Origin of the sequence: Streptomyces sp. SP18BB07, from assembly GCF_036322545.1 — a bacterium.
GTDB classification, from domain to species: Bacteria; Actinomycetota; Actinomycetes; order Streptomycetales; family Streptomycetaceae; genus Streptomyces; species Streptomyces deccanensis.
Genome location: NZ_JAQYWT010000295.1, coordinates 42,251 through 66,085, shown reverse-complemented (window position 1 = coordinate 66,085; position 23,835 = coordinate 42,251). Strand labels below are relative to the sequence as shown.

Sequence of the window (23,835 nt, the reverse complement as noted above, 5' to 3'; positions counted from 1 at the left end):
TTGCGGGTGGTTCGGGGGCGGGGGGTGGTGCGGGAGTGGACCCGTGGTGCGGGAGTGGACCCGTGGTGCGGGAGTGGACCCGTCGGTCAGTCGTCCCTGGTGGTGGAGGAGGCCGCGGTCGGGCGTTCGCCGGCGGTGGCCGGTTCCGCGAGGAGGTCGGTGCCGGTGGTGGTGGGGAGGGCGGGTTCCGCCGGGCGTTCCTGGAGGGGGGTGATCTCGTCCAGGAGGTGGGGGCGGGGCTCCTCGGGGCGGCTCGGGCGCGGGCGGGCCGGCGGCGGCTCGCGGCGCAGGCGGCGCCGGTCGGCGCGTACGGCGGCCACGACGGCGCGGCCCAGGGGGCCCGAGTCGGCGTCCAGGTCCAGCTCCGGCGCGGTCACCCGGCCGCGGCCGTCCACCCGGAGGGTCCACGCGTGGCCCGCGACCCGGCCGTCGACCAGGCCGACGACGGCGCCGGAGGCGGCGAGGGCGCCGAGCCTTCGGGCCTGGTCCGGGGTGGGGGCGGCGCAGACGACCACGGTGGTGGCGGCACGCCCCGGCTCCCCGATCTCGTCGGGCTCCTGAATTCCGGCGTCCTCGGCGGCGCCCGGGGCGGGAGCCGTCTCCAGTTCTGTCAGGAGCGTGTCGAGCCGTCGCCCCCGGTGCTGCGGATGGACCCCGTCCGCGACAACCACCGAGGCCCCGCTGCCGGGCCGGTCCAGCTGGGCGGCGAGTGCCTGGAACAGCAGGGCGCGGGCGGCGGTGTCGCCCTCGACGGTGATCAGCCGCGGTCCTGCGGCCAGGTCGACGTGGACACAGGCGTCGTCCGCCATGCCGACGGCGACCGGCAGCGGCCTGACCGCACCGGCGCGGGTGCGGCCCGCCGGCAACGCGTCCGCCTCGTCCAACGGCAGCTCCCAGCCCTGCGGGCCGGGCTCGGCGGCGGCCTCCCAGGGCGCGGGCGGTTCCGGCAGCCGGCGGGCTGCGATCTGCACACAGACCCAGCCGGGTTCGAGACGCACGGCGTGCGCCACGGCGCCGGGAACGTCGGCGAGGGCGGTCGCCGCCACGTCGAACAGCCGTCGTACGAGGAGTCCGCCCCGGGGGTCGGAGAGCTGCCGGGCGAGGGCACGGACGCCTCGGCGGTGGCGACGGTAGGCGCGCAGCGGTTCGCCGAAGGCACGTCGGGTGAGGGTCAGTTCCCGGCCGACGCTCCGCCGGAACCGGCGCCAGCCACCCCGCTTGCGGATCAGGTGGCGCAGCAGCAGGACGAGCAGGATCAGCACGACCGCGGCGACGATGACGACGGTGAGCACCGAGTCGCCGGGCCTGCCGATCGCGATCAGTATGTTGTGCGCGGCCGGGTCGGCGCCGGTCACGACGGGCCCGGTCATGCCGCCGCCAGGGCGTGTTCGGGGTGCCGGCGGCGCAGTTCCCGTATCGCGTGGTGGGTGCGGGACTTGACGGTGCCCGGGGGGATGCCCAGGGCGTCCGCGGCGTCGGTGCCGGTGCAGCCGAGGACGTAGACGTAGAAGAGGACCTCGCGGTGGGGGTGCGAGAGCCGGGAGAGGGCGTGGACCATGAAGCGGCGCTGGACGGCCTGGCTCATCGGGTCCACCGGTTCGAGGTGCCTGTCCAGCGTGTGTTCGTGCTGGATGTCGGTGTGCACCCGCTCGCGGCGGGACCAGTCGATCACCAGGTTGTGCGCCACCCTCATCAGCCAGGCCCGGGACGGTGACCAGCCCGGGGGCTGGTTCGCGGTGCTCAACCAGGCGCGGACCAGGGTCTCCTGGACGAAGTCCTCGGCCCGCTGGCGGTCCCCCCGGATGAGGCTCGACACATAGCGCAGCAGGGGGCCGTGGTGCTCTTCGTAGAGTTTGCGGACGGAACCGTCGTGGGAGGAGGGCGTGGCCTCGCCGGTGTCCGGGGCGCTTTGGGACATGGCGGTACTGGGTCTGGGCGTTCTCATGGATTCCCCCAGGGCCGGCGTGGGTCTCTGGGCCGGTCCGGTCGGGCGCCGCCGCGGCGGCGTTGGCTGGGCAAGGGGCTGAGCACGGATACCCGGGTGACCTCACGGTTCATGGGTGGAAGGTGAGGTTCCGCTGGGAGTCTATGAGCGCTTGCGGATGTTTCAAGAGTTCCTGAGAAGAACCTGAGGTTACTGACGAGAACGAAACCTTCCTTGCAGATGATCCGGAGAAGCCAGCGCTCGTGGGGTTCGAGCCGTCGAACAAGGCGTGCAAAACAGACAGGGGCGCCGGTCCCGGGGGAAGGACCCGCGCCCCTGTCCAAAGGGTGCCGCCGGAGGGGGAGTTGAGGGGCCGGCACCCCGCTTCGGGGTGGCTCAGCTGGGGATGCCGCCCGCGATCTGCGAGTCGAGGTTGTTCACCGCGTTGCAGATGTCACGGAACTGCTTGGAGAACTGCGTGATGTTGTTCACTGCCTCCGTCAACGACTTGTTGAAGTTGGCGTAGGAGGTCTGCATCTTCGGGCTGGTGGCCGTCAGCAGGAGACCGCCCTGGAGCAGGTTCTCGACGTCGGCCTGCAGCGAGGACAGCTGCGGGACCAGCGTGTCGCTGACGGCGGAGTCGAGCTTCTTGGCAGTGCTCTCGATTTCCTCGTCGTCGATGACGTTCTTCGGCATGGTGCACCTCGTTCTCTGTTGATGGACCCGGCGGCGCGGGAAGAGCGCGCGGGGAGCTTCGGGGCGGGCGCCGCGGCGCCCACGGGGGGTCAGCGCCAGTTCTCGCCGAGCGTCCCCAGGGGAGGTTCGTCGCCGTAGCGCTCGTGCTGGGTGACGGATTCCCTCAGGTACCAGGTCCCGTCCTCGCGCCGCTGCCAGATCTCCTGGATCTCGTTGTTCTCTCCGGCCACGAAGCGCTGTCCCGTGTTCTCGTTGGTGACGACCTTCAGGACGGAGCCGTCCGGCTCCGTGTAGTTGGTCCGCGTGACACCGTCCTGCACCTGGGTCGTCGCCCCCGGGGCGGAGGAGTTCCCGGACGGGCGGCCGTCGGCGTCGACGACCGGGTTCTCCACGGTCAGGTAGGCGGGAGGCCTGTCCAGGAACTGCTGGGCGTCCTGCTTGCCGGCCTCGGAGTCGAGGTAGGTCTCCTTGTCCATCCGCAGCACCCAGTCGCCGTCGGCCGACTTGCTCCAGATCTGCTGGGTGTCGCGGCCGGTCGCGTCGGTGACATAACGCGTCGCGGACCCGTCGGCGTCGACATCCGTGTAGACCTTGGTGACCGTGCCGTCGGAGCTGCGGATCGTCGTCACGGAGTCGCCCTCGCCGGAGAGCGGGTGGTACGTCTCCGAGTACGACAGGCCCGTGTTCTTGTTGGTGACGGTGGTGGTCGTCTCGACGGGGTCACCGTTCTTGTCGACCTTGATCTCACCGTTCTCGTCGAGCTGGAACGACACCGTGGTGGTGCTGTTCCCATCCTCCATCGTGTAGCCCTTGGGCACGAAGGCCTCGGGCGGCAGATCGTCCAGCTCGCCGCGCATGCCCCGGAGCTGGCCGAGGTCCTCGTCCTTGTCGAAGTCCCGGTCGCGGATCTCGTCGAGCTTCTCGCCGAAGCCGTCCTGAAGGTCCTGCTGCCGCTGCTGGAGGGGCTTCTCCTCCTCGGTCAGCGCGGTCTGCGCGTCCTCGGTGTCCGCCTGGTCGTCCCACAGCTCCTTCTGGCGCCTCTGGAGGTCGTTCGACTCCTGGTCCAGGGGGTCGAGTCGTGACTGGAGGTCGGCGCGGTCGGCGTCGAGGTCGTCCCGCTTCCCCTTCATGGCGTCCTCGACCTCCTGCTGGGTCGACTTCTCCAGGGCCCAGAGCTCCTTCTGCTTGGCCTGCAGCGCGTCCTGCCACTCGGCGAGGGGCTTCTGGTCGGCGGCCAGCGCGTCGCGCTCGGCGTCGATCTCCTTCTGCCGCTCGTCCAGCGGGGCGAACGTCTTCTGCTGGTCGCGCTGCTCCTGCTCCAGGGCGTCCCAGCGCGCCTCCAGGCCCTTGCCCTCGGACTCCCACAGGGCGTCCCGCTCCTTGTCCAGGGCGTCCTGCTCGCGCTGCCAGGCGTCGAGATCGGCCTGGGTGACGCCGTCCTTTGCCAGCAGGGCCTCCCGCTTGCTCCAGAGGGCTTCCTGCCTCTGCTGGAGGGCGTCCTGTTCGGCGTCGTAGGCCTTCTGCTCCTGTTCGAGGGCGGTGACCTTCTTCTCCATCGCCGCGTCCTGCTCGGCGCGGAGGGCCTTCTCGTCCTCCCAGAGCTGCTGCTGCTTGCGCTGGAGCTCCTCCTGCCGCTTGATCAGGGGTTCCTGCTCCGCACGAAGGGCCTCGTAGTCCTTCTGCAGTTCGTCGCGCCTCGCCTGGAGCTTCTCCTCGCGCCGCGCGAGCAGTTCCTTCTCCTCCTGCCACAGCTGCTGCTGCCTGGCCTGGAGTTCGTCCTGCTGCTTCAGCAGGGGCTCCCGCTTCGCGGCGAGTGCCTCCTGCTCCCTGTTGAGCTCCTGCTGCCGCTTCTCCTGGGCCGCGACCTGCTCGTCGAGTTTTCTCCGCTTCTCGACGAGGGCGTCCTGTTCCTTCTTCAGGCGGGCCTGTTGCGTCTTGTAGCCGGCCTCCAGACGTCGGGCCAACGCCTCGCGCCGCTTGCCGTCCAGCGTCTGCTTGCGCACCTCGTTCTGCCGGGTCGCCTCGTCGCGGACCTGGGAGGTGACCTGCTGGGCGGCGCCGGCGGCATGGGCGGCGTCCTGGTCGTAGAAGGCCTTGCCCGCCCTGTCGAGGAGGTTGCCGAGGTCGGTCATGACCTGCCAGCCCTCCTGGAAGGACTTCTTCCAGGCCCCGTAGAAGTCCTCCAGGGCCTCGGCCGTCTCCCTGCGGGGGCCGATGTCCCCGGGGGTGAACGTCTTGTCCGTCTGCGAGGTGACGTCCAGCTCGTCGCGGAGGTGCCACAGATGGCGCGCGAGGACGGTCATCAGGTCGTAGTCGTAGGAGACGCGCACCATGTCCGCCGTCCTTTCCTCGAAGCGGTCGTGTGCCGGGCGATCGGGCGCGGGGGCCGGTCCCGCGGCTCGCGCCGGAGTTCGGTGCCGAGCCGCCCTGTAGACGAGGAGCCGGGGCCGGATGGTTCAAAAAACTTTCGGACGCACCGCGCTGACCGGCGGAAATGTGGCGTGCGCCACTTTCTTGAACTCTCAAGCCGCTCCCGTACGTCTGCTTTCGGTACCCCAAGTCCCGGACCGCGTGGAGGATTCGTTGGCCACCTCCGACGAGTGGAGCAGAGTCGGTTTCACCGGCAATCCGGTGAGCGGGAATCCGGGTGTCCTGGAGGCCGTCACCAAGGAGCTGCGCGACCTCGGCGATCTGGCCGGGCGGGTCAGCGGCGGCCTCGACACCCTGCTGACGAAGGCCGAGGACGGCGGCTTCGAGGGGCGCACCGCGGACGCGCTGCGGACGTACGTCAAGGACGAGCTGAAGACGTACATGGCGAACATCAACCGCTCGTTCGAGATGGCCGCCGACGCCACCGCCCGCTACGCCCGTGCCCTCGGGGACGCCCAGGACCGGGCGGAGAACGCCGCGGACACCGTCGCCGCGCTGGAGCGGGTCGGCGGTCAGCCACTGGCCGACAACGATCCGGAGATGACGCGCGCCCGCGGTGAGGTCGACGCGGAACGGGACGCCGTCCAGGCCGAGGCGAAGATCCTGGAGGACGCCCTGCACGAGGCGTCCCGGCTGGTGTCGCGGCCCGTGAAGAAGCCGAAGAAGAGCTTCTGGAAGCGGTTCGTGTCGACGTTCTTCAAGGTGCTGGAGATCGTCGCGCTGGTCATCACCCTCGTCGCGGCCGTCATCGGCGGCCCGCTGGGTCTGGTGGCCTTCGGCCTGGGCGCGGTGCTCTTCGCCAAGGCCCTCGTCGACTACGCCACGGGCAACGGCAACGCCCTGAGCCTCGGACTCGCGTTCCTGGGCATCCTGTTCCCGTCGACGAAGGGCCTGACCACCCTCGGCGGCCTGTTCCGGCTGGGCTCCTCGGGTGCGAAGGCCCTCGGCGGCGCCCTCTCCGCGAGCGGGCGGCTGCTGTTCCGCGGCGGCAGGGCGCTGATGTCCTCCCCCGGCCGCCTGCTGTCGCTGGCGGGGCAGGGGCTGGTCAGGTTCGGCGGAACGCTGGCGAGCCGGACCGGCAGCGGGCTGATGGCGCTGCCCCGGGTGCTGTCGAAGACGCCCGCGATGCTGGGGTCGGCCCTCAGGTTCATGGGCGGCTTCGCCCGCGGCACGTTCCGGCAGGGCTGGTCCGCGCTGAGCCGCGACTTCTACCAGTCGACCGCGTTCGTCACCGGCAACATGGCGACCAAGCTGGGCGTCTTCACGGTCATGGGCCTCGGCCGGCTCACGGCCACGGCTCTGCTGCCGATGAGGTACTCCGAGATCGCACGCTTCGGATACCGGGGCGCGGCCCGGATGGGTTTCATCAACCGGGGTCTGCACTTCGCCCCGAAAGGCTCCGGCCTCCTCACCAGGACGGGTTCCCTGACCGGCGACCTGCTGGACCTGCCGGGCAGGAACCTCGACCGGGGCGGCACCCTGCGCCCGTTCGACGGCACCGGCTCCGACAGACTCGCCGTTCCCGGCACCCCCGAGTTCGACGACACCCTCGACGAGCTGGCCGACATCTCGGTGACCCCGGTGACCGCCCCCCGCACCCCCGGGGTCAGCTCGCTGCCGGGCCCGAGCCCCGTCCGGATGCCGGGCCGCCTCGACGACCTGGGCGTACGGCTCGGCGCGCTCGACAACCTCGACACGGTGGGCCTGCCCGTCGGCACGGTCCCCGGTGGGCAGCGCCTCGGCCTGCTCACCCCCGTGAACGGGCGTCTCCGTCTCCTCGACCCCATGACCGGCCGCGTCGGCGACGATCTGCTGCCACCGCCGACCGCGCTCGACGAACTGCGGGACCTCGACGCCCTGACCGGGGTGGAGCGCACCCCGACCGGTCTGCTCAGGCCCCTCGACGACCTGGCCGACCTGAGCCTCGACGGCAGGCTGGGCGGACTGACCGAGTCCCAGGTGCGGCAGGTCCTGGACGGCGAGATCGACCTGGTGCGGGTCACCCCCGACGGGGTGGTCCTGCGCATCGGGAAGACCGATCCGATCGACGTCCGGGTGGGTCTGAAGGACGGGGTGACGATCGAGGCCCTCGGACCGGCCGACCCCCGCGTCCCCACCTGGAACGCCACGAAGGGCGCCGAGGGCCTCGACGACCTCGGCATCAGGCTCGACGACCTCACCCGACTGCTCCCCGACACCGGCGACGGCTCCCGCACCGCCCGCGACCTGCTCGGCCTGGGCCCCGTCCGCACGGACGTCGCCGCGCCCCCGGCCACCAAGCCCTTCACCGCGCTGACCCTGCGGGACATCGTCACCGGCGGCGCCACCGGCAGGCTCGCCACGGAGCGCTTCCAGACCTGGCTGCGCGCCCAGTCCGCCCAACTGCAGCTGGACACCGCTGGGCGCAGGCTCAGCGAACTCGACGGGCTGACCGACGTGCCGCCACTGAGCCGCGCGCGGGCCGAGCTGGACCTGAGCGCGGCGCGACTCGACCTCAACCAGGCGCGGATCACGTTCGACCGACTCGGGATGAACCTGGACACGGTCCGCCGGGACGTCGTGGTGATGACGGCCCGGGTCGACGGCCTCGCCGCCGTCCTGCCCACGGGTGAGCTGCGGCTGCTGGACGACCTCGGGCTGCCCACCGGTCGGTGGATCACCATGGAGCCCGGGCGGAACGTCACGTGGGTGCTCAGGACGGACGCCGGGATCGTCCCCGGCGTCGAGGTGCGGATGGTCGACGGGACCTTCACGGTCACCGGACCCGAGGGCGTCACCCGGTTCGGCGCCGACGGACGGCCGGACCGGCTGGCCTTCGCCGCCGACCGGTCCGTCGACATCCAGGCCATCGCCCCGGCCCCGGTCTGGCGTGCGACCGACGAGACGCTGTGGCGCATCGGCGGCAGGCGGCCCCTCGACCAGATCTTCCGTGAGGGATTCACCGTCCGCGATCCGCTGGAGACCAACCTCGACGTCATGGTCAGGACCGGCCAACCGTCCGCGTTCGTCAGCACCACGACCGACCGGAACCTCGTCTGGGACGGGATCTACAAGTTCGAGATCGAGGCGTCCGGCGGTATCGACGTCGGGCGGACCTTCGAGCGCTCCATGGGCCCCGACGCCTGGCGGGCCTCGGGCTGGGCGTCGGAGAACGAGATCGCCTTCCCCGGCGGTATCGCCTCCGACTTCATCCGGGGCGCGTACCGGATGGACGCCCAGCAGAACCTGCTGGAGTGGATCCCCAACCCCAACTTCCGGGGCAGCGACCCCCTGCCGGCGCTGGCGCCGGATCTGCGGGTGCCCGGCGAGGGCACCTCGGGTCTCACCGGCGGAGCCACGCCGGGCCTCAGCGCGCTCGACTTCCAGGGGCTGTCCCTCGACGACCAGCTGCGGCTGCTGGACCAGCTCGACCTGGGCGGGGCGGGGACGTTCGACAACCTCGGCTCGCCGAACGGCCTCGGTTCGCCGAACGGCCTCGGTTCGCCGAACGGCCTCAATTCACCCACCGGCCTCGATTCACCCACCGGCCTCACTTCACCGAACGGCCCGGACTCGCTCAGCCGGGCCGACTCCCTGAACGACGTGGGCAGCCAGCTGGACGAACTCGGCTATCTCTCCGACGACTTCCGGTTCGACCGCTTCGACGCTCCCACTCCTCGAACGGACACCGTCGTGGTGGACCCGGCCGACCTCACGGGCGTGACCGGCTTCCGTGCGGAGTGGCAGCGGACCCCCCTGGAGAACGGCGGGTTCCGGCTCACCGACCAGACCGGTGACCTCCGGCTGGTGTTCGACGCCCGGGAGGTCCGGCAGTTCACCGACATCCGGCTTCCGGGAGACGCGGGCTTCGTACGCTTCGACGCCGACGCCGGGGCGGCGTCGCTGCCCCGGATCATCGGCCAGGACGGGGTGCCGTTTCGCAGCGGTGCGACCGTCGAACCGGTCAGGGGCGCGCTCGGCGTGGTGACCGGGGTGCGGGTGCGGTCGCTCGACGGCTCCTGGGTCAGCCGCTTCGACCTCGACGGTACGCGGCTGTCGGAGCAGCTGACCCTGTCCGGCCCCACCGGTGGCCCGCTGACCGGGTCCCGGCTGACCACGACGTTCACCCGGCTGCCGGGCGGCACCCAGCCGGCGACGTACCGGCTGACGGTGCCGGGGCTGGGGCTGGGTGACGGCGCCTTCGACGTCGTACGGCTCGACGGGGCTCTGGCGGGGCGGCTGCCGGGCGGCTTCTCGGTGACCGACACGGCGACCGGGACGCGGTTCGTGTTCGACCGGGGCGGCCGGTTGGTGGATCTTCCCGCGGACGGGGCGCCGACGACCGGGCTGGACACGTTCGGGGCGACGGTGCCGGACACGGCGGCGCGGCCGGTGACGGCCCTCGACGATCTCAACGGGCTAGGCAGGCTCGACGGACTGGGCAGGCTCGACGGACTGGGCGGCCTCGACGGGCTGGGCGGGCTCGGCGGCAATCCGCCCGAACGGCTGCTTCCGGCGTCCCTCCCCGGGGCCGGAGTCCTGGACGACACGGCGAGCGAGGTCGCGGGACCGCTCCCGGCCGGCGAGCGCGTGTCCCTGGAGGACCTGGCTGTTCCGACCACGCCCCACGTCGCTCCGCCTCCGCCCGCCCCACCCCACGTCACTCCGCCACCACCTGCCCCGCCCCTGGTCGCTCCGCCACCGGTTCCCACCGCCGCTCCCCCGGCGCATCTGCCCGGGGCGCCGGTGTCCGCCCGGGGACCGCGAGCCGTGGCACCGGGATTCGACACGTCCTTCCCCGGCCCCTCCATCGGCACCGAGAGCGAACTCGGCGGGTTCGTCGTCGCCCTCCCGGGGAGCGCGGACCGGACCTTCGCCTTCGTGTCGAAGGTCGACACCGACGAACCCCTGCTCATGGTCACCAAGGACATGAGCAAGGGCGCGTACGCCAACCCCGCGGACCTCACGATGGCCCAGCAGGGCAACTGGCAGACGCACACCGTGGAGCTGATCACCTACCCCTCCCGCCTGGGCGACCAGGGGGCGATCGGCGCCCGCAACGGCGCGACCCAATGGCTGCTCGACGTCTTCAAGGAGCGGCTCGGCATCCACAATCACCGGCCGCTGGAGTCGATGGTCAGCCCCGACGGGCTCTACCGGCTGCAGGTGACGAGCGACCGCCACGTCATCGCGGCGGGGACGGGCCTGGAACTCGAAGGCCTTCCCTCCGTCTCCATGCCGACGACCCAGCAGCAGGCCACGATCGGCATCAGAGCCGTGGACTTCGGCTCCCGTGCCACGCCCGAGCTAAGGCTGCTGGCCGACCACGCCCACTGGTACAAGCCCGCCTTCCGCGACGACGACGCCCTGCGGACGGCGCTGACCCGGGAGACGCTCGACGCGCCCGAACAGGTCGAGAACGCGTACACCTATCTGAAGTCCGTCATCGACTTCACCTCCGACCTGGTCCGCAGGCACGGCACCCCCATGGAGGACTGGGCCGGCGCCCCGCCCTACCTCGGCCTGACCCACCCGGCGGTGAAGAACGAGTGGTCCGTACTGCCCAGGACCAGGCCGAGCCTCGTCCTCGACTCCCTGTCACCCGGTGACCGCGCCGTGACGCTGAGACTCCTGCGCGAGGCCCCGGCCCTCGGTGACGAGCCCGTGTGGAAGGCCGCGCGGCAGTACATCCTGAACGGCAACGAGGTGGCCGGACGCGGCATCAACAACGCCACGGTCGGGGGCGAACGAGCCCTGCTGTTCGAGTTCCGCTCCCTCCCGGACGAGCTGAAGGGCGCCGTACCCCACGAGAAGGCGCCTGTCGCGGTGGTGACCGACCCATTGGCGGAGCTGGGCGGGAACCGGGCGGCCGGCGTGCGGAGGATCAACGACTTCGTCTCCGGGCCGGAGAACCGGGACGCCTTCGCGGACTGGTACCGCGCGGAGTTCCCCAGGGATCCGGACGCCGGGCGCATCCATCAGAACAAGAGCACCGATGCCATCCTGAGGATGGCGGCGGCCAGTCACAAGGCCGAGTGGATCAACCTGCGGCACCCGCAGACCTGGCAGGACATCACCACCAGGCCCGTGGCCCCCGTCCGGCCACCGGTCACCGCAGTGCCCTCCGCCCCGCCGGCGCCCCCGCGTCCCGGCGGGGGGCCGCTACCGGGCGGGGGGCCGCTGCCGGGCGAGTTGAACCGGCCGCTGACCAACCTCGACGAGCCGCACATTCCCGCGGCCGACGTGCCGCGGCCCGCTCAGCTCGCGGGGGTCGACCTGTCCCGGATCACAGGGACACCGGACATCGACCTGCCCCGGATCACCCAGGCCCCGGAGCTCGACCTGCCGCGCATCACCGAGGGACCGGACGTCGCCCTCCTCCGGAGCGACCCCGCGCAGGACATCACGCTCCGCCCCACACCCGCCCCCGAGCTGAGCGCCTCCCCCCTGAGAGGGCAGTCGCTCGACTCCCCTCCCCCACTCGTGCCCTCGGTGCGCGAGGTTCCGCTGTCCGGGCTGGACGACGTGGCCGGGCTGCGGCTGCGCGTCACGGAGGTCCCGGCGACCGACGCCGCCCCGGCGTCCGTGCGCGTCGAGGTGCTGGACGCCACCGCCCGGGGCGGGCCGGCGCGGCTGCCGGATGCCTCGGTCACCGTGCGGGAGGGCGGTGGCTTCACCGCCACCGGCCCGCAGGGCGGCGTGCGCTGGCAGTTCGACGCCGCGGGGCGCCTGGAGCACCGGGAACTGCCGCTGACCGGCACCGACTTCTCGCTGCGCTTCACCGACGACGCGCTCCGCCCGATCCAGGTGACCGGCCCGGACGGAGTCCCTGTCCCCGGCGCCACGGTCAGGCCGGTACGGGACGCCTCCGGCACGCCGAGCGAGCTGATCGTGCGCGTGCCCATGCCGGGCCCCGACGGCCCCACCGCCGTGTGGCGCTTCGAACCCGGTGGCCTGACACAGTCGCGGGAGCTGCCGCTCACGCTGCCGGGCCTGGACGGTCCGTCCGGTCTGGGGGTCAGGACGACGACCTCCCCCGGCGCGGGCGGCACCACGACCAGGGTGTTGGAGCTGACCGGTCCGCCGGACCTCACCGCTTCGTTCCGGCTCGACCCCGTGGGCGGAAGGCTCTCCGGACGACTGCCGCAAGGCTTCACGGTCACCGACACGAGCACGGGTGCCCGCTTCCACTTCGACGCCGACGGCCGCCTCGCACTGCGCGACCTGCCCGCCCACGACAGCTCCGGCTTCCTCCGCATCGCGGAGGGGGCCGGGCCGGACACCCCGCCCGTACGGCTCGACGAGTTCGGAAACCCCCGAGGCATCGGCGACGACCTGAGCCCGCAGGAACAAGCGCTCGTCGACGACCTCTGGAACGACCTGTCCCAGGACGTAAGGCCCCTCTCCCTCGACGAACTCAACCGCGTCCTGGGCCCCGACTCACCACGCGTCGACCCCTCACGCCTCGACACGTCGGACGTCGACTCCCCCCGCACCGACGCCCTCTCGGAGGTCAGCGACCTGTCGGACACGGAATGGGCGAACCTCCAGGCACGCCTGGACGGCGTCCGGCGGATGGACGACGACCCGTCCGGCACCGACGAGCCGTTCCTCGTCCCGCTGTCCGGCGTGGACGACCTGGCGGACTTCGACCTACGGGTGTCGCGCCTCCCGGCGACCGACGAGGCGCCCCAGGGCACGTACCGGCTCGAACTCACCGACCGCACCCCCGGCGGGACCGGACCGGTGCGCGCGTCGGACTTCACGGTCGAACTGCTGGACGACAGCGGCCGGTTCGCGGTGGTCGATCCGACGGGCGGCACCCGCTTCGAGTTCGCGCCGGACGGCGCCTTCCTCGGACGGCAGGCCGCGCTCCCGTACGACGGGTTGCCGCAGAGCCTGCGACTCCAGGTGACCCACACCCCCTTGGGCGACGGCACCAAGCGGCTCTGGGTCGATGTGACCGGCGCCACCGGTTCGATCCGGTTCACCGAACTCGACGCCATGCTGTCCGCACGGCTGCCCGGCGGTTTCACCCTCACCGACACGGTCACCGGCTCACGCTTCCACTTCGACAACACCGGCGGGCTCGCCTTCCGCGACCTGCCCGACCCGGAGGGCTCCGGCTTCCTCCGCTTCACCGAGGGGGCCGGGCCGGACACCCCGCCCGTACGGCTCGACGAACTCGGCGAACTCGGTGACGTCGGCGACCTCGCCCGCATCTTCGAGCGCACGCTCGACGAGGCCTCCGGCCTGCGTACGGTCCCGGAGGGCGATCCGGTCGACCTGTCCGGCATCGCCGGCGCCATGGACTTCCTGCACACCGCCCCCGACGGGCACGCGTTCCAGGCGCTGGACCTGCCGGGCGTACAGCGGCTGGCGGACGACGCGGCGGCCTCGCTCGACCGGCTCGGGCTGCGCCCGGACCTGCTGACCGACCAGCTGCGCCAGCTGACCGAACAGGCCCGGCTGGGTCTGCGGCGAGGGGCCCTCGGCGCCCTCGCCGAGTATCTGGACCTGCCGCTCGCGACCCGCCTCGAAGACCTGCGGGCCACGACGCCGGCAGGCCGCGTCCTCGGCGACTTCACGGTCACGCCGACCCCGCACGGCGGCCCCGGCGGCAGCCGCTACACCGTGCACCACCACCCGTCCGACCTGACCCTGGGCTTCGACGCGAACCGCTCGCTGGTCCACCAGGAGGTCTTCCTGCGCGGCGGCCCGGCCGACCTCGACGGGCTGAAGCTGGGGATCACCGGCCGCTCGGTGGACGGCGGGCCCTGGACCCCGGCGACGGCCGACTTCATCGGCACCCGCCCCGCCGACGACCTCTTCACCGTCTCCCCGAGCACCGAACTGCGCGGCGGTGTCGTCCTCACCGACGCGACCGGCACCACCCGCTGGCACTACGGCCCCGAGGGCGTGCACGCCTTCCGCGACGTCGACCTGCCCGGCGATCGGGGTGTCCTGCGCTTCGAGGCCGGCGGCGCACCCCAGGTCCTGGACACGACGGGCCACCCCCGCCCCGGCTTCCGCGCGGAGGCGCTCGACAACGGCGGGGTCGCCGTCATCCCCACCGCGAAGGGCGCCCTGCCGCTGGAGCGGGCGGTGTTCGACCCGGCGGGCAAGCTGGTGGAGGAGACCGTCGCCGTCCGGGTCAAGGGCGGCAAGGTGAACGGGCAGTTGTGGAAGATCGACCACGCGGGCGGCACGGCCGTACGGCTCGACGACACGGGGACCCCGCTCACCGGTCGGTTCGACACCGCCAAGCTGGAGAAGTCCGCCACCGGCCAGTACAAGCTGATCGGCGAGGGCAAGGTGACGCTGTTCGAGCGCGAGGTGCTCGGCAACGGACATGTCCTCCATCTCGACCTGGACCGGTTCGGGCGGGCCCGCTGGACGGAGTTCGACGAGGCCGGCAACCGGCTGCGGGCCGGGGAGCGGATCTTCGACGGTGACCGCCGCACGTACCACGACACGCTCCCCTACCGCTGGGCCCCGGTGGACGTCCTCGATGTGCGCACCTACACCAAGGCCCTGGACGGCGGTCTGATCCGGGCGGAGAAGAACACCGAGGGCAGCTGGGCCTGGACGCGGTTCGACAAGGACGGCACCGAGGTGCTGCACGGCACCCGCGACTGGTCCTGGACCCGGATCGGCTACAAGGACACCTATCTCGACCCGGCCACCGGAGAGCGGGCCGTGGCCCAGCGGCGGGGCGACGTCTGGCCGTTGAACGGCTACCACGGCTCCCGCCAGTACCTGGAACACCCGCTGCTGTCCGGGCCCGCGCCCGGCGGGATGCGCACCAACCCGGTGCTGCACACCGCCGTCGGCCCCAACAACAAGCCGATCGACTTCATCGACGAACTCACCGAGGAAATGGCGCAGTTGGCGGACGGCGGCACCCTGCACGTCGCCCGGATCTCCGACCAGCGCCTCCCGGCGGCCGTCTGGTACCCGCGCGCGGGCCACGGCCGGTTCGACGGGTTCTTCCGCAACTTCGTCACCGGCGACTCCATGTTCCAGGTGTCCACGTGGACGGAGACCGCCGCCGACGGCGCCAAGCTGCGGGGGGTCCGGCTGGTCGCGCACGCCGGCCGCGGCTGGCAGGACATCGACCAGTTCGGCCGGGTCGTCCGCGAGACCCGCACCCTGGAGAACGGCAACGTCGTCGAGGTGGGCCGCAGCGCCGCCGACCCCAAGCAGTGGGCCCCGGCCCCGAAGTGGAACGGCTCGGCGGACGCGTACGAGCTGCCCTGGCTGGACACCAAGAGCGGCAGGTCCGGCACCCGGTACGTCTCCGCCGACGGCGGCTTCGTGGACGTCTTCAAGAACGCGGCGGGCGACGAACTGCTGTCCCTGCGTACCCAGGGCACCGGGGTGCGCGAGTACCTCGCCGAGAACCCGGCGCGCGGCATCGGTGCCGACGACGTGTCCGGCGTGTGGGTGGACAAGAACACCCAGCTGCAGATCACGGGCCGCCGCGACCATTGGGGCGATCTGTTCGTCGAGGCGCACGGCGACCCCCGCAAGGACCACTGGACCTGGACGGCCACCGGCCCTGACGGGCAGGTCACGGAAGGCGTCCGCATCCAGAACCGCGGCTCCCTGGTGCACACCAACACCTGGGACGACTCGTTCATCGACTTCGAGCGGCTGCCCGACGGCCGTCGGGGCGACGCGATCCGTGAGCGCAACGCCACCGACAACGGCTCCGTCTGGGTGGACGCCACCCGCGAGTCCGGCGGCACCTGGACCTGGCGGAAGATCAACGCGGACGGGACGGTCGAGTCCCAAGGCATCCGCACCTACCAGGACCTCGCCAAGGGCCGCTGGACCGACCACATCGGCACCGACGCCGTACGGTTCCGGGACGGCGGCCGGGTCCGCGAGTACGCGTACACGGTGAACGAGCGGGTCGCCCCGCCGCCCGTGGAGTCCGGCCGGATCTCCCTGTCCGACCTCCTCGCGCGCTCCGCGCGGCACTTCGAGCCGGATGTGTCGGCCACCGTGAACCGGGAGGTCTGGCAGGAGTTCGACATGGGCAAGGTGCTCCGCCGTCGGGATCCGGTGGAGGGGTTCGAGGGCCGCTTCCGGGAGTCGGAGTCGCTGTGGAACCAGTGGCGCGAGTACCAGGACGGCCGGCTGGTGGCCCAGCGCACCATCACCGGGCGGGTCTGGGTCACCGACGCGTTCGGCCGCTGGTCGAACTTCGACATCGCCAAGCTGCCCGAGATCAGCAGCCTCCCCAGGGTCGGCGGCGAGGTGGGCCTCGACGGGCACCGCAGCTGGCGGCTGGTCGGACGCGAGGTCGACTTCCGTGGTTACACCACCGAACTGCGCGGCTACAACCGTGAGTTCCGCGATGTGTTCCACGAGATCTGGACCGGTGTCGAGGACGGCTCCTCGGCCGCCATGCCGATGTGGCGGCACCAGCTCCGCAAGGCGGTCACCGACTTCACCATGGGCTATCTCATCGAGTTCGGCACCAGCTTCGCCGTGTCCGCGATCGTCGCCGACCTCGACAACAAGAAGTTCGACCTGACCACGGCCCTGCAGCGGGCGGCGCTCAACGGCGCGATCGGCGGCGGCATCCGCGTCGGCGTCAACGTCGCCTACGACACCACCCGCCTCGGCTACCTCAAGTACGGCCTGACCAACCTCGACCAGGGCCAGGACTGGCACCGCCACCCGCTCGCCTCCAACGACGACTGGGACGGCGAGTGGACCGTGTTCGAGAACCCCACCCGCTGGCGCTCCGGCTCCTACGACTTCTTCAACAACCTGGGCGTCGGCGTCCTCACCGGTTTCGTCAACAGCACCGTCAACGCGGCCGTGTTCGGGGTCGACGGCCAGAAGCGCACCGGCCTCGACGCGCTCGAAGCGGGGGCGTGGGGCGCGGCGGGCAGTGCCTTCGCGGGCGTCACCAGCGGTCTGCTGCGCTACAGCTGGCACGCCGCCGCGGGCTCCCGCGTCTTCCACCGCGGCGGCCCCGGCGAGCTGATCTGGCAGATCGCCGAGGCGCTGGGCGCGGGCACCCTCAACTACGGGCTCAACAACAGGGCCGCCGACATCCAGCCCTCGCGCGCCTTCCCGCCCCCGGCGAGCACCACATCCCCGGCAACCACCCCTGCCGCGCTCACCGCGCCGATACCGCCACCCACACCCCCGCAGCCGCCGCTCACCATCGACCCGGCCGCCCTGCCCGACGGAACGGAGCTCCTGTGACCCCCACCGCCATCGTGCACCGGGTCGCCCCCAAGGGACGCGGCGCCCATCGCAGCATCGCCTCCGCCCTGCGCGCCGCCCGCGACGGCGACGAGATCCATGTCGCCCCCGGCGAGTACGTCGAACACCTGGTGATCGACCGTGCGGTGCGCCTGCTGCCGGAGGAGGGCACGCGGCACGCCGTACGCCTGCTGGCGGCCTCCCCCGGCCGCCCGGTGCTGGAGGTCGCCGCGCGGGACGTGTACGTCGAGGATCTCGTCCTGGTCGGCCAGGACCCGGGGCTGCCCGCCGTGCTGGTGGACGCCGGGCATCTGGAGCTGGACGGCTGTGACGTGTCCGGCGGCCGGGTCGAGGCGGGCGGTGACGCGTCGCTCGCCCTGACGGACTGCCGTGTCGCGGGGGCCGAGCTGGCGGCCGTGCACCTCAACACCACCGGATCGGCGCGGCTGACCCGGGTCGTGGTCGAGGACGTCGAGGGAACCGGTGTCGTCGTCGGCTCCCGGGCCACCGCCGAGGCCGACGAGCTGACGGTACGGCGGGTCACCGGGTCCGGTGTCCGGGTCCGGGGCGGCGCCCGCGCGGCCCTGCGGGAGTGCCGGATCTCCGGCCCCGGGCGCAGCGGGCTGCTGGTGGAGGACGACGCCACCGTCACCGCGCGGGACTGCCGGGTGGAGGAGACGGCCGCCGAGGGGGTGCGGGTACTGGGCAGTTCGGCGCGGCCCGCACCGCCCTCGGGGGGCGCGGAGTTCGGCGAGGGCGGGGTGGTGCTCGTCCGCTGCGAGGTGCTGCGCACCGGCGGGGACGGGGTCGCCGTCTCCGGCGGCGGCGATGTGCTGATGCTCGGCTGCCGGCTGCGGGACGGTTCGGGGCCCGGGGTGAGCGTGGAGGACGAGGGCCGCGCCGAGCTGGTGGACTGCCAGGTGGACGGGGCGCACGGCTCGGGTCTGGTGGCCCGGGGCACGGCCCGGCTGTCGGCCGAGGGCACCTCGGTGACGGGCAGCAGGGCGAACGGGCTGCTGGCGGGCGGCCGCGCCGAGGTGCGGGTGGACACCGGCGACCTGACGGCGTGCTCGTTCAGCGCGGTGCACGCCTGCGACGACTCCCGGGTGACGCTCACCGCCTGCCGGATCGGCTCCTCCGCCGAACACGGCATCCGGGCCACCGATCGGGCCGGGCTGACCGTGGAGGGCGGCCGGATCTCGGACTGCGGGCTGTCCGGGGTGCGGATCGACGGGGCCGCCGAGGCGCGGATGCGCGGGCTGTCCGTGGTGCGCGGCCGGGCCGGGATCACCATGGAGTCGTCCGGGACCATGGTCCTGGAGGAGTGCGATGTCATGGGCGCCGAACGGTCCGGGATCTCCTGCGGCACGGAGACCGCGCCGGTGCTGCGGGACTGCCGGATCAGCGGGACCGGCACGGCGGGCCTGGTGATCGGCGAGCGCGCCACGCCGAGCGTCGAGGGCTGCACGGTCCGGGACGCGGCAGGCTCCGGCGTCGTCGTGGGCCCCCGCGCCGAACCCCGGATCCGGGCCGTGACGGTGGCCCGGACCGGCAAGAACAGCCTGTTCGTCGGCGAGAAGGCCCGCGGCACCTTCGAGGACTGCGTCTTCAGCGGCGCGGGCACCGACGGCGCCGCCTTCCCCGCCCTGCACGTCTCGACGGGCGGGGCGCCCGTACTGCGCGGCTGTCTGGTCCGCGACAGCGAGGAGGACGTGGCGCTGGAGAAGGGCGCCCGCCCGGTGTTCGACGACTGCGTCTCGCGGGACGTGAAGAACCCGTCCCTGCCGACCGGCGCCGAGCAGGCCCTGTCGGCGGCCGGGGGCCCGGAGCCGGCGGGCGCCGGGACCACCGCGCGGGAGACCGAGGCACCCGACGAGGACACCCTGGACGACCTGCTGGCCGAGCTCCAGGGTCTCGCGGGTCTGGAGCGGGTCAAGAACGATGTCTCGTCCCTGGTCAAGCTGATGCAGATGGTCCGCCGCCGGGAGGAGATGGGCCTGGTCCCGCCCCCGCTCAGCCGCCACCTCGTCTTCACCGGCAACCCGGGCACCGGCAAGACCACCATTGCCCGTCTCTACGGCCGGATCCTCGCCGCCGTCGGCCTGCTGGAGCGGGGCCATCTGGTCGAGGCCGACCGCTCCGCCCTGGTCGGCGAGTACGTCGGCCACACCGGACCGAAAACCACCCGGGTCTTCCAACAGGCCCGGGGCGGTGTGCTGTTCATCGACGAGGCGTACTCCCTCACCCAGTACGCCGGGACCAACGACTTCGGCCAGGAGGCCATCGCCACCCTGCTGAAGCTGATGGAGGACCACCGCGACGACGTGGTGGTCATCGTCGCCGGATACCTCAAGGAGATGGAGGTCTTCGTCCGCTCCAACCCCGGCCTGGCCTCCCGCTTCAACCGCACCCTGCTCTTCGACGACTACAGCGGCGCCGAACTGGTCAGCATCGTCGAACACCAGGCCGCACAGCACCAGTACGAGCTGACCCCGGACGCCGTCACGGAGCTCACCGCACGCTTCGACGCCATGCCCCGCGACCGGGGCTTCGGCAACGGCCGTACGGCCCGCCAGCTGTTCCAGGCCATGACGGAACGCCAGGCGTACCGGGTCGCCGAACTGCCGGAGGCCTCGGAGGCGGACGTGATGACCCTCAGACCGGAGGACATCCCCCAGAGCCTCTGAGCCGAGCGCCCCGTACCCGTTCCACCACTCGCCCCCGCGCCCACCCGCACGGACCCACCACCAAGGACAAGGACCGCCCCCATGCCGCACTCACCCGACCGAAGCGACCGCCGGGACGGCGAGTTCGCCGACCTCTTCGCCCGCAGGACCCGCATCCCGCTCCGCGGCTTCCTGCCCGGCCGCCGGGTGTGGAAGGCGATCGGTGGCTCCGCCGCCGCGGTCCTGGTGATCGCCGGCTCTGCCACGGCCGTGGCCGCCATCGACTGGAGCGGCGACTCGTCCGAGAAGGTGACCACGGCGGCCGACAAACCGGCCGACGAGCAGTCCGTCCCCGGCGACACCAGGAAAGCGGCGGTCGCCCCGTCGCCGACGGACCGGGCCAAGGGCGAGGGCAAGGGCAAGGACGACCCGGACGTCGTCTACGTCCCGGTCAGCGGCGGAGCGGGAGCGGGGACGGGCGGCGCGGCGCAGCCGGCACCGGACACCGACTCCGGGTCCGACACGGGCGGCAGCACGGGCGGCACCTCGGGTTCGACCGGCTCCACCGGCTCGACCGGCACCGAGGAGAAGTCCTCGACCACCCAGAACACCGAGTCCGGGTCGACGTCCGGCTATCTGTGGGCCGACGGAAGCGTGGAGGCCGACTCGAACGACTACTGGGACCAGAGCACCGTCACCGTCAAGTCCACCAAGCCGCTCACCTCGCTCAAGGTCGTCGTCCGCGTCATCCAGACCGGCGGAGTGTCCAGCACGGGCGCCTGGACCTCCCTGGGCGACAAGATCGCCGTGGGCCAGAACGCCACCGGCGACCAGATCGGGTACGTCATGACCCTGAAGTCGGGTGTCACCCTCGCCCCCGGCACCTATGTCTTCAAGGTCCAGTACGACCACGCCCAGGGCCGGCGCGACGCGGGCCGCGACCTCTACACCGTCACCGCCGTCGCGAACGGCTCGGACGACGAGTCCCTGTCCGGCCGTTTCTGAGCGGGGCTCAGCCCGCCCAGCCCTGTTTCCGCAGCACCGAGGAGACATCGGGTGCCCGGTAGTGGTCCCCCTTGAGCACCTTGCCGTCGGCCCGGCGGGCGACCCGCCCGTCGGGGCCCAGCTTGGTCATGTTCGAGCGGTGGATCTCGGCGATCACCGCGTCCAGGTCGATGCCGTGGACGAGAGCGGTGCCGTACGCCACGTACACCACGTCGGCCAGTTCGTGGGCCAACCGGTCGAGCGGCCCGTCGACCGCCACCTCGGCGACCTCGGCGGCCTCCTCGGCCAGCAGCTCTCCCCGGTGGGCGGCCAGCTCGGGCGAGACCTCGGTGGGGGCGGTACGGGCGTCGAGGCCGAAGGCTCGGTGGAACTCACGGACCAGGCGAGCGGGAGAGGAACTCATCCGGCGAGCCTACCGACCGGCTGCCCCCTTCGACAGTTCCGTCGGTCTCGTACGGTCATGACGCCCAAGTCCCTTACTGTCATGGATCTTTGACGCTATGTCAGCACAGGGGGGCCGGTGCCGGAACCTGTGACTCCACTCCGTACGCTCCGTTGTGTCTTCACGTACCACCCCGAGCGATTGAGGACCCATCGTGAGCGTTCCCCCCACCTCCCCCAGCCACCGGGCCACCTCCCGGGTGACCCGCCGTACGGTGATCGGCGCGGCCGGCGCGGTAGCGGCCGGCGCCGTGATCACGCCGACCGTGATGGCCACGACCGGTGACTCCGGCACCTCCACGTCCTCGGACACCGGCGCCGAGGGATCCGCGGCCGGCACGACGACCGAGACCTTCCCGAAGACCCGCAGCGAGGCCGCCACCGGCGAGGCACCCGTCGAGGCGGCCTTCCCCATCGGCTACGTGGGCGTGCGCTGGGGCGGCACCGACGAGACCACCGGCGGCGGCATCAGACTGACGGACGCCGACGGCACCCAGGGCGCATGGCAGTCCCTCGGCGACGGCGGCTGCTCGGTGGCCAACGGCGGCGGTGCGCTGATCGTGGCCGGCGGGGCCGCCGGCTACGAGCTGAAGGCACCCGACGGCGCGACCGAACTGCGCTCACTGGCCGTCGACTGCGCGCACGGGCCGGACCGGAAGGTGCGGGTGCCTAGCGACCCCACCCGGGTCAGGGGCGTCGAGTTCCTCACCCGGGCCGCCTGGGGCGCCGACGAGTCGCTGCGCTTCAAGGCGGACGGCACGGAGAACACCCCGACCGCGTTCTACCCGTTCCAGACGATCACCGTGCACCACACGGCCATGGCCAACGACGACCCGGACCCGGCCGCCACGGTCCGCGCGATCTACCAGCTGCACGCCGTCACCAACGACTGGGGCGACATCGGCTACCACTTCCTCATCGACGAGGAGGGCCGTATCTACGAGGGCCGCTACTCCGGCGACGACGGCCTGCCCGCGCACGACGCCGACGGCAAGGTGGTGACCGCCTTCCACGTCGGCGGCTTCAACTCCGGCAACCTCGGCATCGCCCTGCTGGGCACCTTCACCGAGCAGGGCCCCAAGGAAGCCGCCCGCGCCGCGCTGACCCGGCTCGTGAAGGTCCTGGTCCGCCAGCACGGCGTGGACCCGCAGGCCCGCGTGACCTACACCAACCCGGTCAACGGCACCCAGAAGGAGGTCGCGGAGATCAGCGGCCACCGGGACTGGATGGCGACGGAGTGCCCGGGCGAGGTCATGTACGGGGAGCTGGAGCGCCTGCGCACGGCCGTGGCAACCGGCCGCTGACCGCCCTCGTCGGCCCCGGCCGCCGGACCCCGCCCCGCAGGGGTCCGGCGTCGCCGAGGTCACGAGCTCGCACCGGATGGGTCCGACCCTGGCCGCCCGCCCGGTGACCTGGCAGGATTTCGTCGCATGGTCCAGGTACTCCCCCGCATCGGCAGGCGGCACGCGCTGCTGGGCTCGATGGCTTCGCTGGTGGTCCTCGGGCTGCTCGCGTGGTGGCTGTGGCCCAGCGAGGAGCCCCCGAACGGGACGATCACGGTGACCACGGGAGCCGAGCGGGGCGTCTACCAGGAGTACGGCAGCCGACTGCGGAACGCGATCGCCGGGGACATGCCCAGGCTGCGGGTCCAGCTCATGCCGAGCAACGGCTCCCAGACGAACGTCCGCCGGGTGGCCACCGGACAGGCCGACTTCGCCATCGCCGCCGCCGACGCCGTCCAGACGTACATCGACGAGGACCAGCCCGGCGCCGATCAGCTGCGCGGGGTGGCCCGGCTCTACGACGACTACGTGCAGCTGGTGGTCCCGGCCGACTCGACCATCCAGAACGTCTCGGAGCTGAAGGGCAAGCGGGTCGCCGTCGGCCCCGAGGGCTCCGGCGTACGGCTGATCGCCGAACGTCTGCTGGCCGCGGACGGGCTCGACATCGACAAGGACATAGACGCGCGGCGCGACACCATCGGCACGAGCCCCGACGCCCTGCGCACCGGAAGGATCGACGCCTTCTTCTGGTCGGGGGGCCTGCCCACGAAGGGGCTGACGGACCTCGCGGAGAAGGAGAAGTACGCCTTCCGGTTCGTCCCGATCCGCAGCGACCTGGTGGCGGCGCTGCACGACCAGGGCGGGGTCTTCAGCCACTACCGGGCGTCCGTGATGCCCGCCGACGCCTACCCGACCATCCTCAAGGCCCCGGTGCCCACCCTCACCGTGGCGAACCTGCTCATCACCCGCGCGGACATGGATCCCCGGCTCACCGAGTGGCTGACCCGCGTCGTCCTCAAGAGCCGGGACAACATCGGCCAGCACGTCCACGCGGCCCAGGTGGTGGATCTGCGCACCGCGATCTACACGGACCCGCTGCGGCTGCACCGTGGCGCGCGGGCGTACTACCGGTCGGTGAAGCCGTAGTCCGCCGGAGGCGCCCGGCCCCTGCCGGGCCCTTCTC

General features: G+C 72.3%; 10 protein-coding genes. 5 read left to right on the top strand and 5 right to left on the bottom strand.

Features of this window, described 5'->3' with window-relative positions; all coding sequences use genetic code 11:
* Positions 1-86: 86 nt before the first annotated feature.
* The 4 genes from PUR53_RS16675 to PUR53_RS16660 all read right to left on the bottom strand — a co-directional run bounded on the left by PUR53_RS16675 (position 87) and on the right by PUR53_RS16660 (position 4,953).
* Positions 87-1,370, bottom strand: coding sequence for a hypothetical protein (locus tag PUR53_RS16675; protein ID WP_329900182.1), 1,284 nt, complete (start codon positions 1,368-1,370; stop codon positions 87-89).
* The gene (locus PUR53_RS16670; protein ID WP_329900181.1) at positions 1,367-1,918 is read right to left on the bottom strand and encodes a sigma-70 family RNA polymerase sigma factor; all 552 of its coding nucleotides are present in this window, start codon (positions 1,916-1,918) and stop codon (positions 1,367-1,369) included. Before PUR53_RS16670 ends, PUR53_RS16675 begins: the two co-directional genes overlap by 4 nt.
* Positions 1,919-2,320: 402 nt before the next feature.
* Positions 2,321-2,620 carry a hypothetical protein gene (locus tag PUR53_RS16665; protein WP_086748184.1) on the bottom strand — a complete coding sequence of 100 codons (300 nt, stop codon included), beginning with the start codon at positions 2,618-2,620 and terminating at the stop codon, positions 2,321-2,323.
* Between the two features lie 89 nt (positions 2,621-2,709).
* A complete protein-coding gene (locus PUR53_RS16660; protein WP_329908726.1) occupies positions 2,710-4,953 on the bottom strand; it encodes a hypothetical protein in 2,244 nt (747 codons plus the stop codon).
* A gap of 250 nt (positions 4,954-5,203) precedes the next feature.
* Between PUR53_RS16660 and PUR53_RS16655 the strand changes: the two genes are divergently transcribed.
* The 3 genes from PUR53_RS16655 (at position 5,204) to PUR53_RS16645 (ending at position 20,928) form a co-directional block, all read left to right on the top strand.
* Positions 5,204-17,257, top strand: a complete 12,054-nt coding sequence (locus tag PUR53_RS16655) for an actin cross-linking domain-containing toxin (protein WP_329908725.1) — start codon at positions 5,204-5,206, stop codon at positions 17,255-17,257.
* Positions 17,254-19,944, top strand: a complete 2,691-nt coding sequence (locus PUR53_RS16650; protein WP_329908723.1) for a right-handed parallel beta-helix repeat-containing protein — start codon at positions 17,254-17,256, stop codon at positions 19,942-19,944. The genes PUR53_RS16655 and PUR53_RS16650 overlap by 4 nt, the downstream gene beginning before the upstream one ends.
* Positions 19,945-20,025: 81 nt before the next feature.
* On the top strand, positions 20,026-20,928 hold the full coding sequence (locus tag PUR53_RS16645; protein ID WP_329908722.1) for a hypothetical protein: 903 nt from the start codon (positions 20,026-20,028) through the stop codon (positions 20,926-20,928).
* Positions 20,929-20,935: 7 nt separating this feature from the next.
* On the opposite strand, the gene PUR53_RS16640 is transcribed toward PUR53_RS16645, so the two are convergent.
* Complete coding sequence (locus PUR53_RS16640) at positions 20,936-21,331, bottom strand: MazG nucleotide pyrophosphohydrolase domain-containing protein (RefSeq protein ID WP_329900176.1); 396 nt, start codon at positions 21,329-21,331, stop codon at positions 20,936-20,938.
* Positions 21,332-21,524: 193 nt separating this feature from the next.
* On the opposite strand from PUR53_RS16640, the gene PUR53_RS16635 reads away from it, so the two are divergent.
* On the top strand, positions 21,525-22,673 hold the full coding sequence (locus PUR53_RS16635; RefSeq protein ID WP_329900175.1) for a peptidoglycan recognition protein family protein: 1,149 nt from the start codon (positions 21,525-21,527) through the stop codon (positions 22,671-22,673).
* Between the two features lie 126 nt (positions 22,674-22,799).
* On the top strand, positions 22,800-23,798 hold the full coding sequence (locus tag PUR53_RS16630) for a TAXI family TRAP transporter solute-binding subunit (protein WP_329900174.1): 999 nt from the start codon (positions 22,800-22,802) through the stop codon (positions 23,796-23,798).
* The last annotated feature ends 37 nt before the right edge of the window (positions 23,799-23,835 follow it).

Bases quoted from the DNA above. Each gene is read 5' to 3' on its own strand.
- PUR53_RS16675 (WP_329900182.1), bottom strand. From the start codon at position 1,370: ATGACCGGGCCCGTCGTGACCGGCGCCGACCCGGCCGCGCACAACATA.
- PUR53_RS16670 (WP_329900181.1), bottom strand. From the start codon at position 1,918: ATGTCCCAAAGCGCCCCGGACACCGGCGAGGCCACGCCCTCCTCCCAC.
- PUR53_RS16665 (WP_086748184.1), bottom strand. From the start codon at position 2,620: ATGCCGAAGAACGTCATCGACGACGAGGAAATCGAGAGCACTGCCAAG.
- PUR53_RS16660 (WP_329908726.1), bottom strand. From the start codon at position 4,953: ATGGTGCGCGTCTCCTACGACTACGACCTGATGACCGTCCTCGCGCGC.
- PUR53_RS16645 (WP_329908722.1), top strand. From the start codon at position 20,026: ATGCCGCACTCACCCGACCGAAGCGACCGCCGGGACGGCGAGTTCGCC.
- PUR53_RS16640 (WP_329900176.1), bottom strand. From the start codon at position 21,331: ATGAGTTCCTCTCCCGCTCGCCTGGTCCGTGAGTTCCACCGAGCCTTC.
- PUR53_RS16630 (WP_329900174.1), top strand. From the start codon at position 22,800: ATGGTCCAGGTACTCCCCCGCATCGGCAGGCGGCACGCGCTGCTGGGC.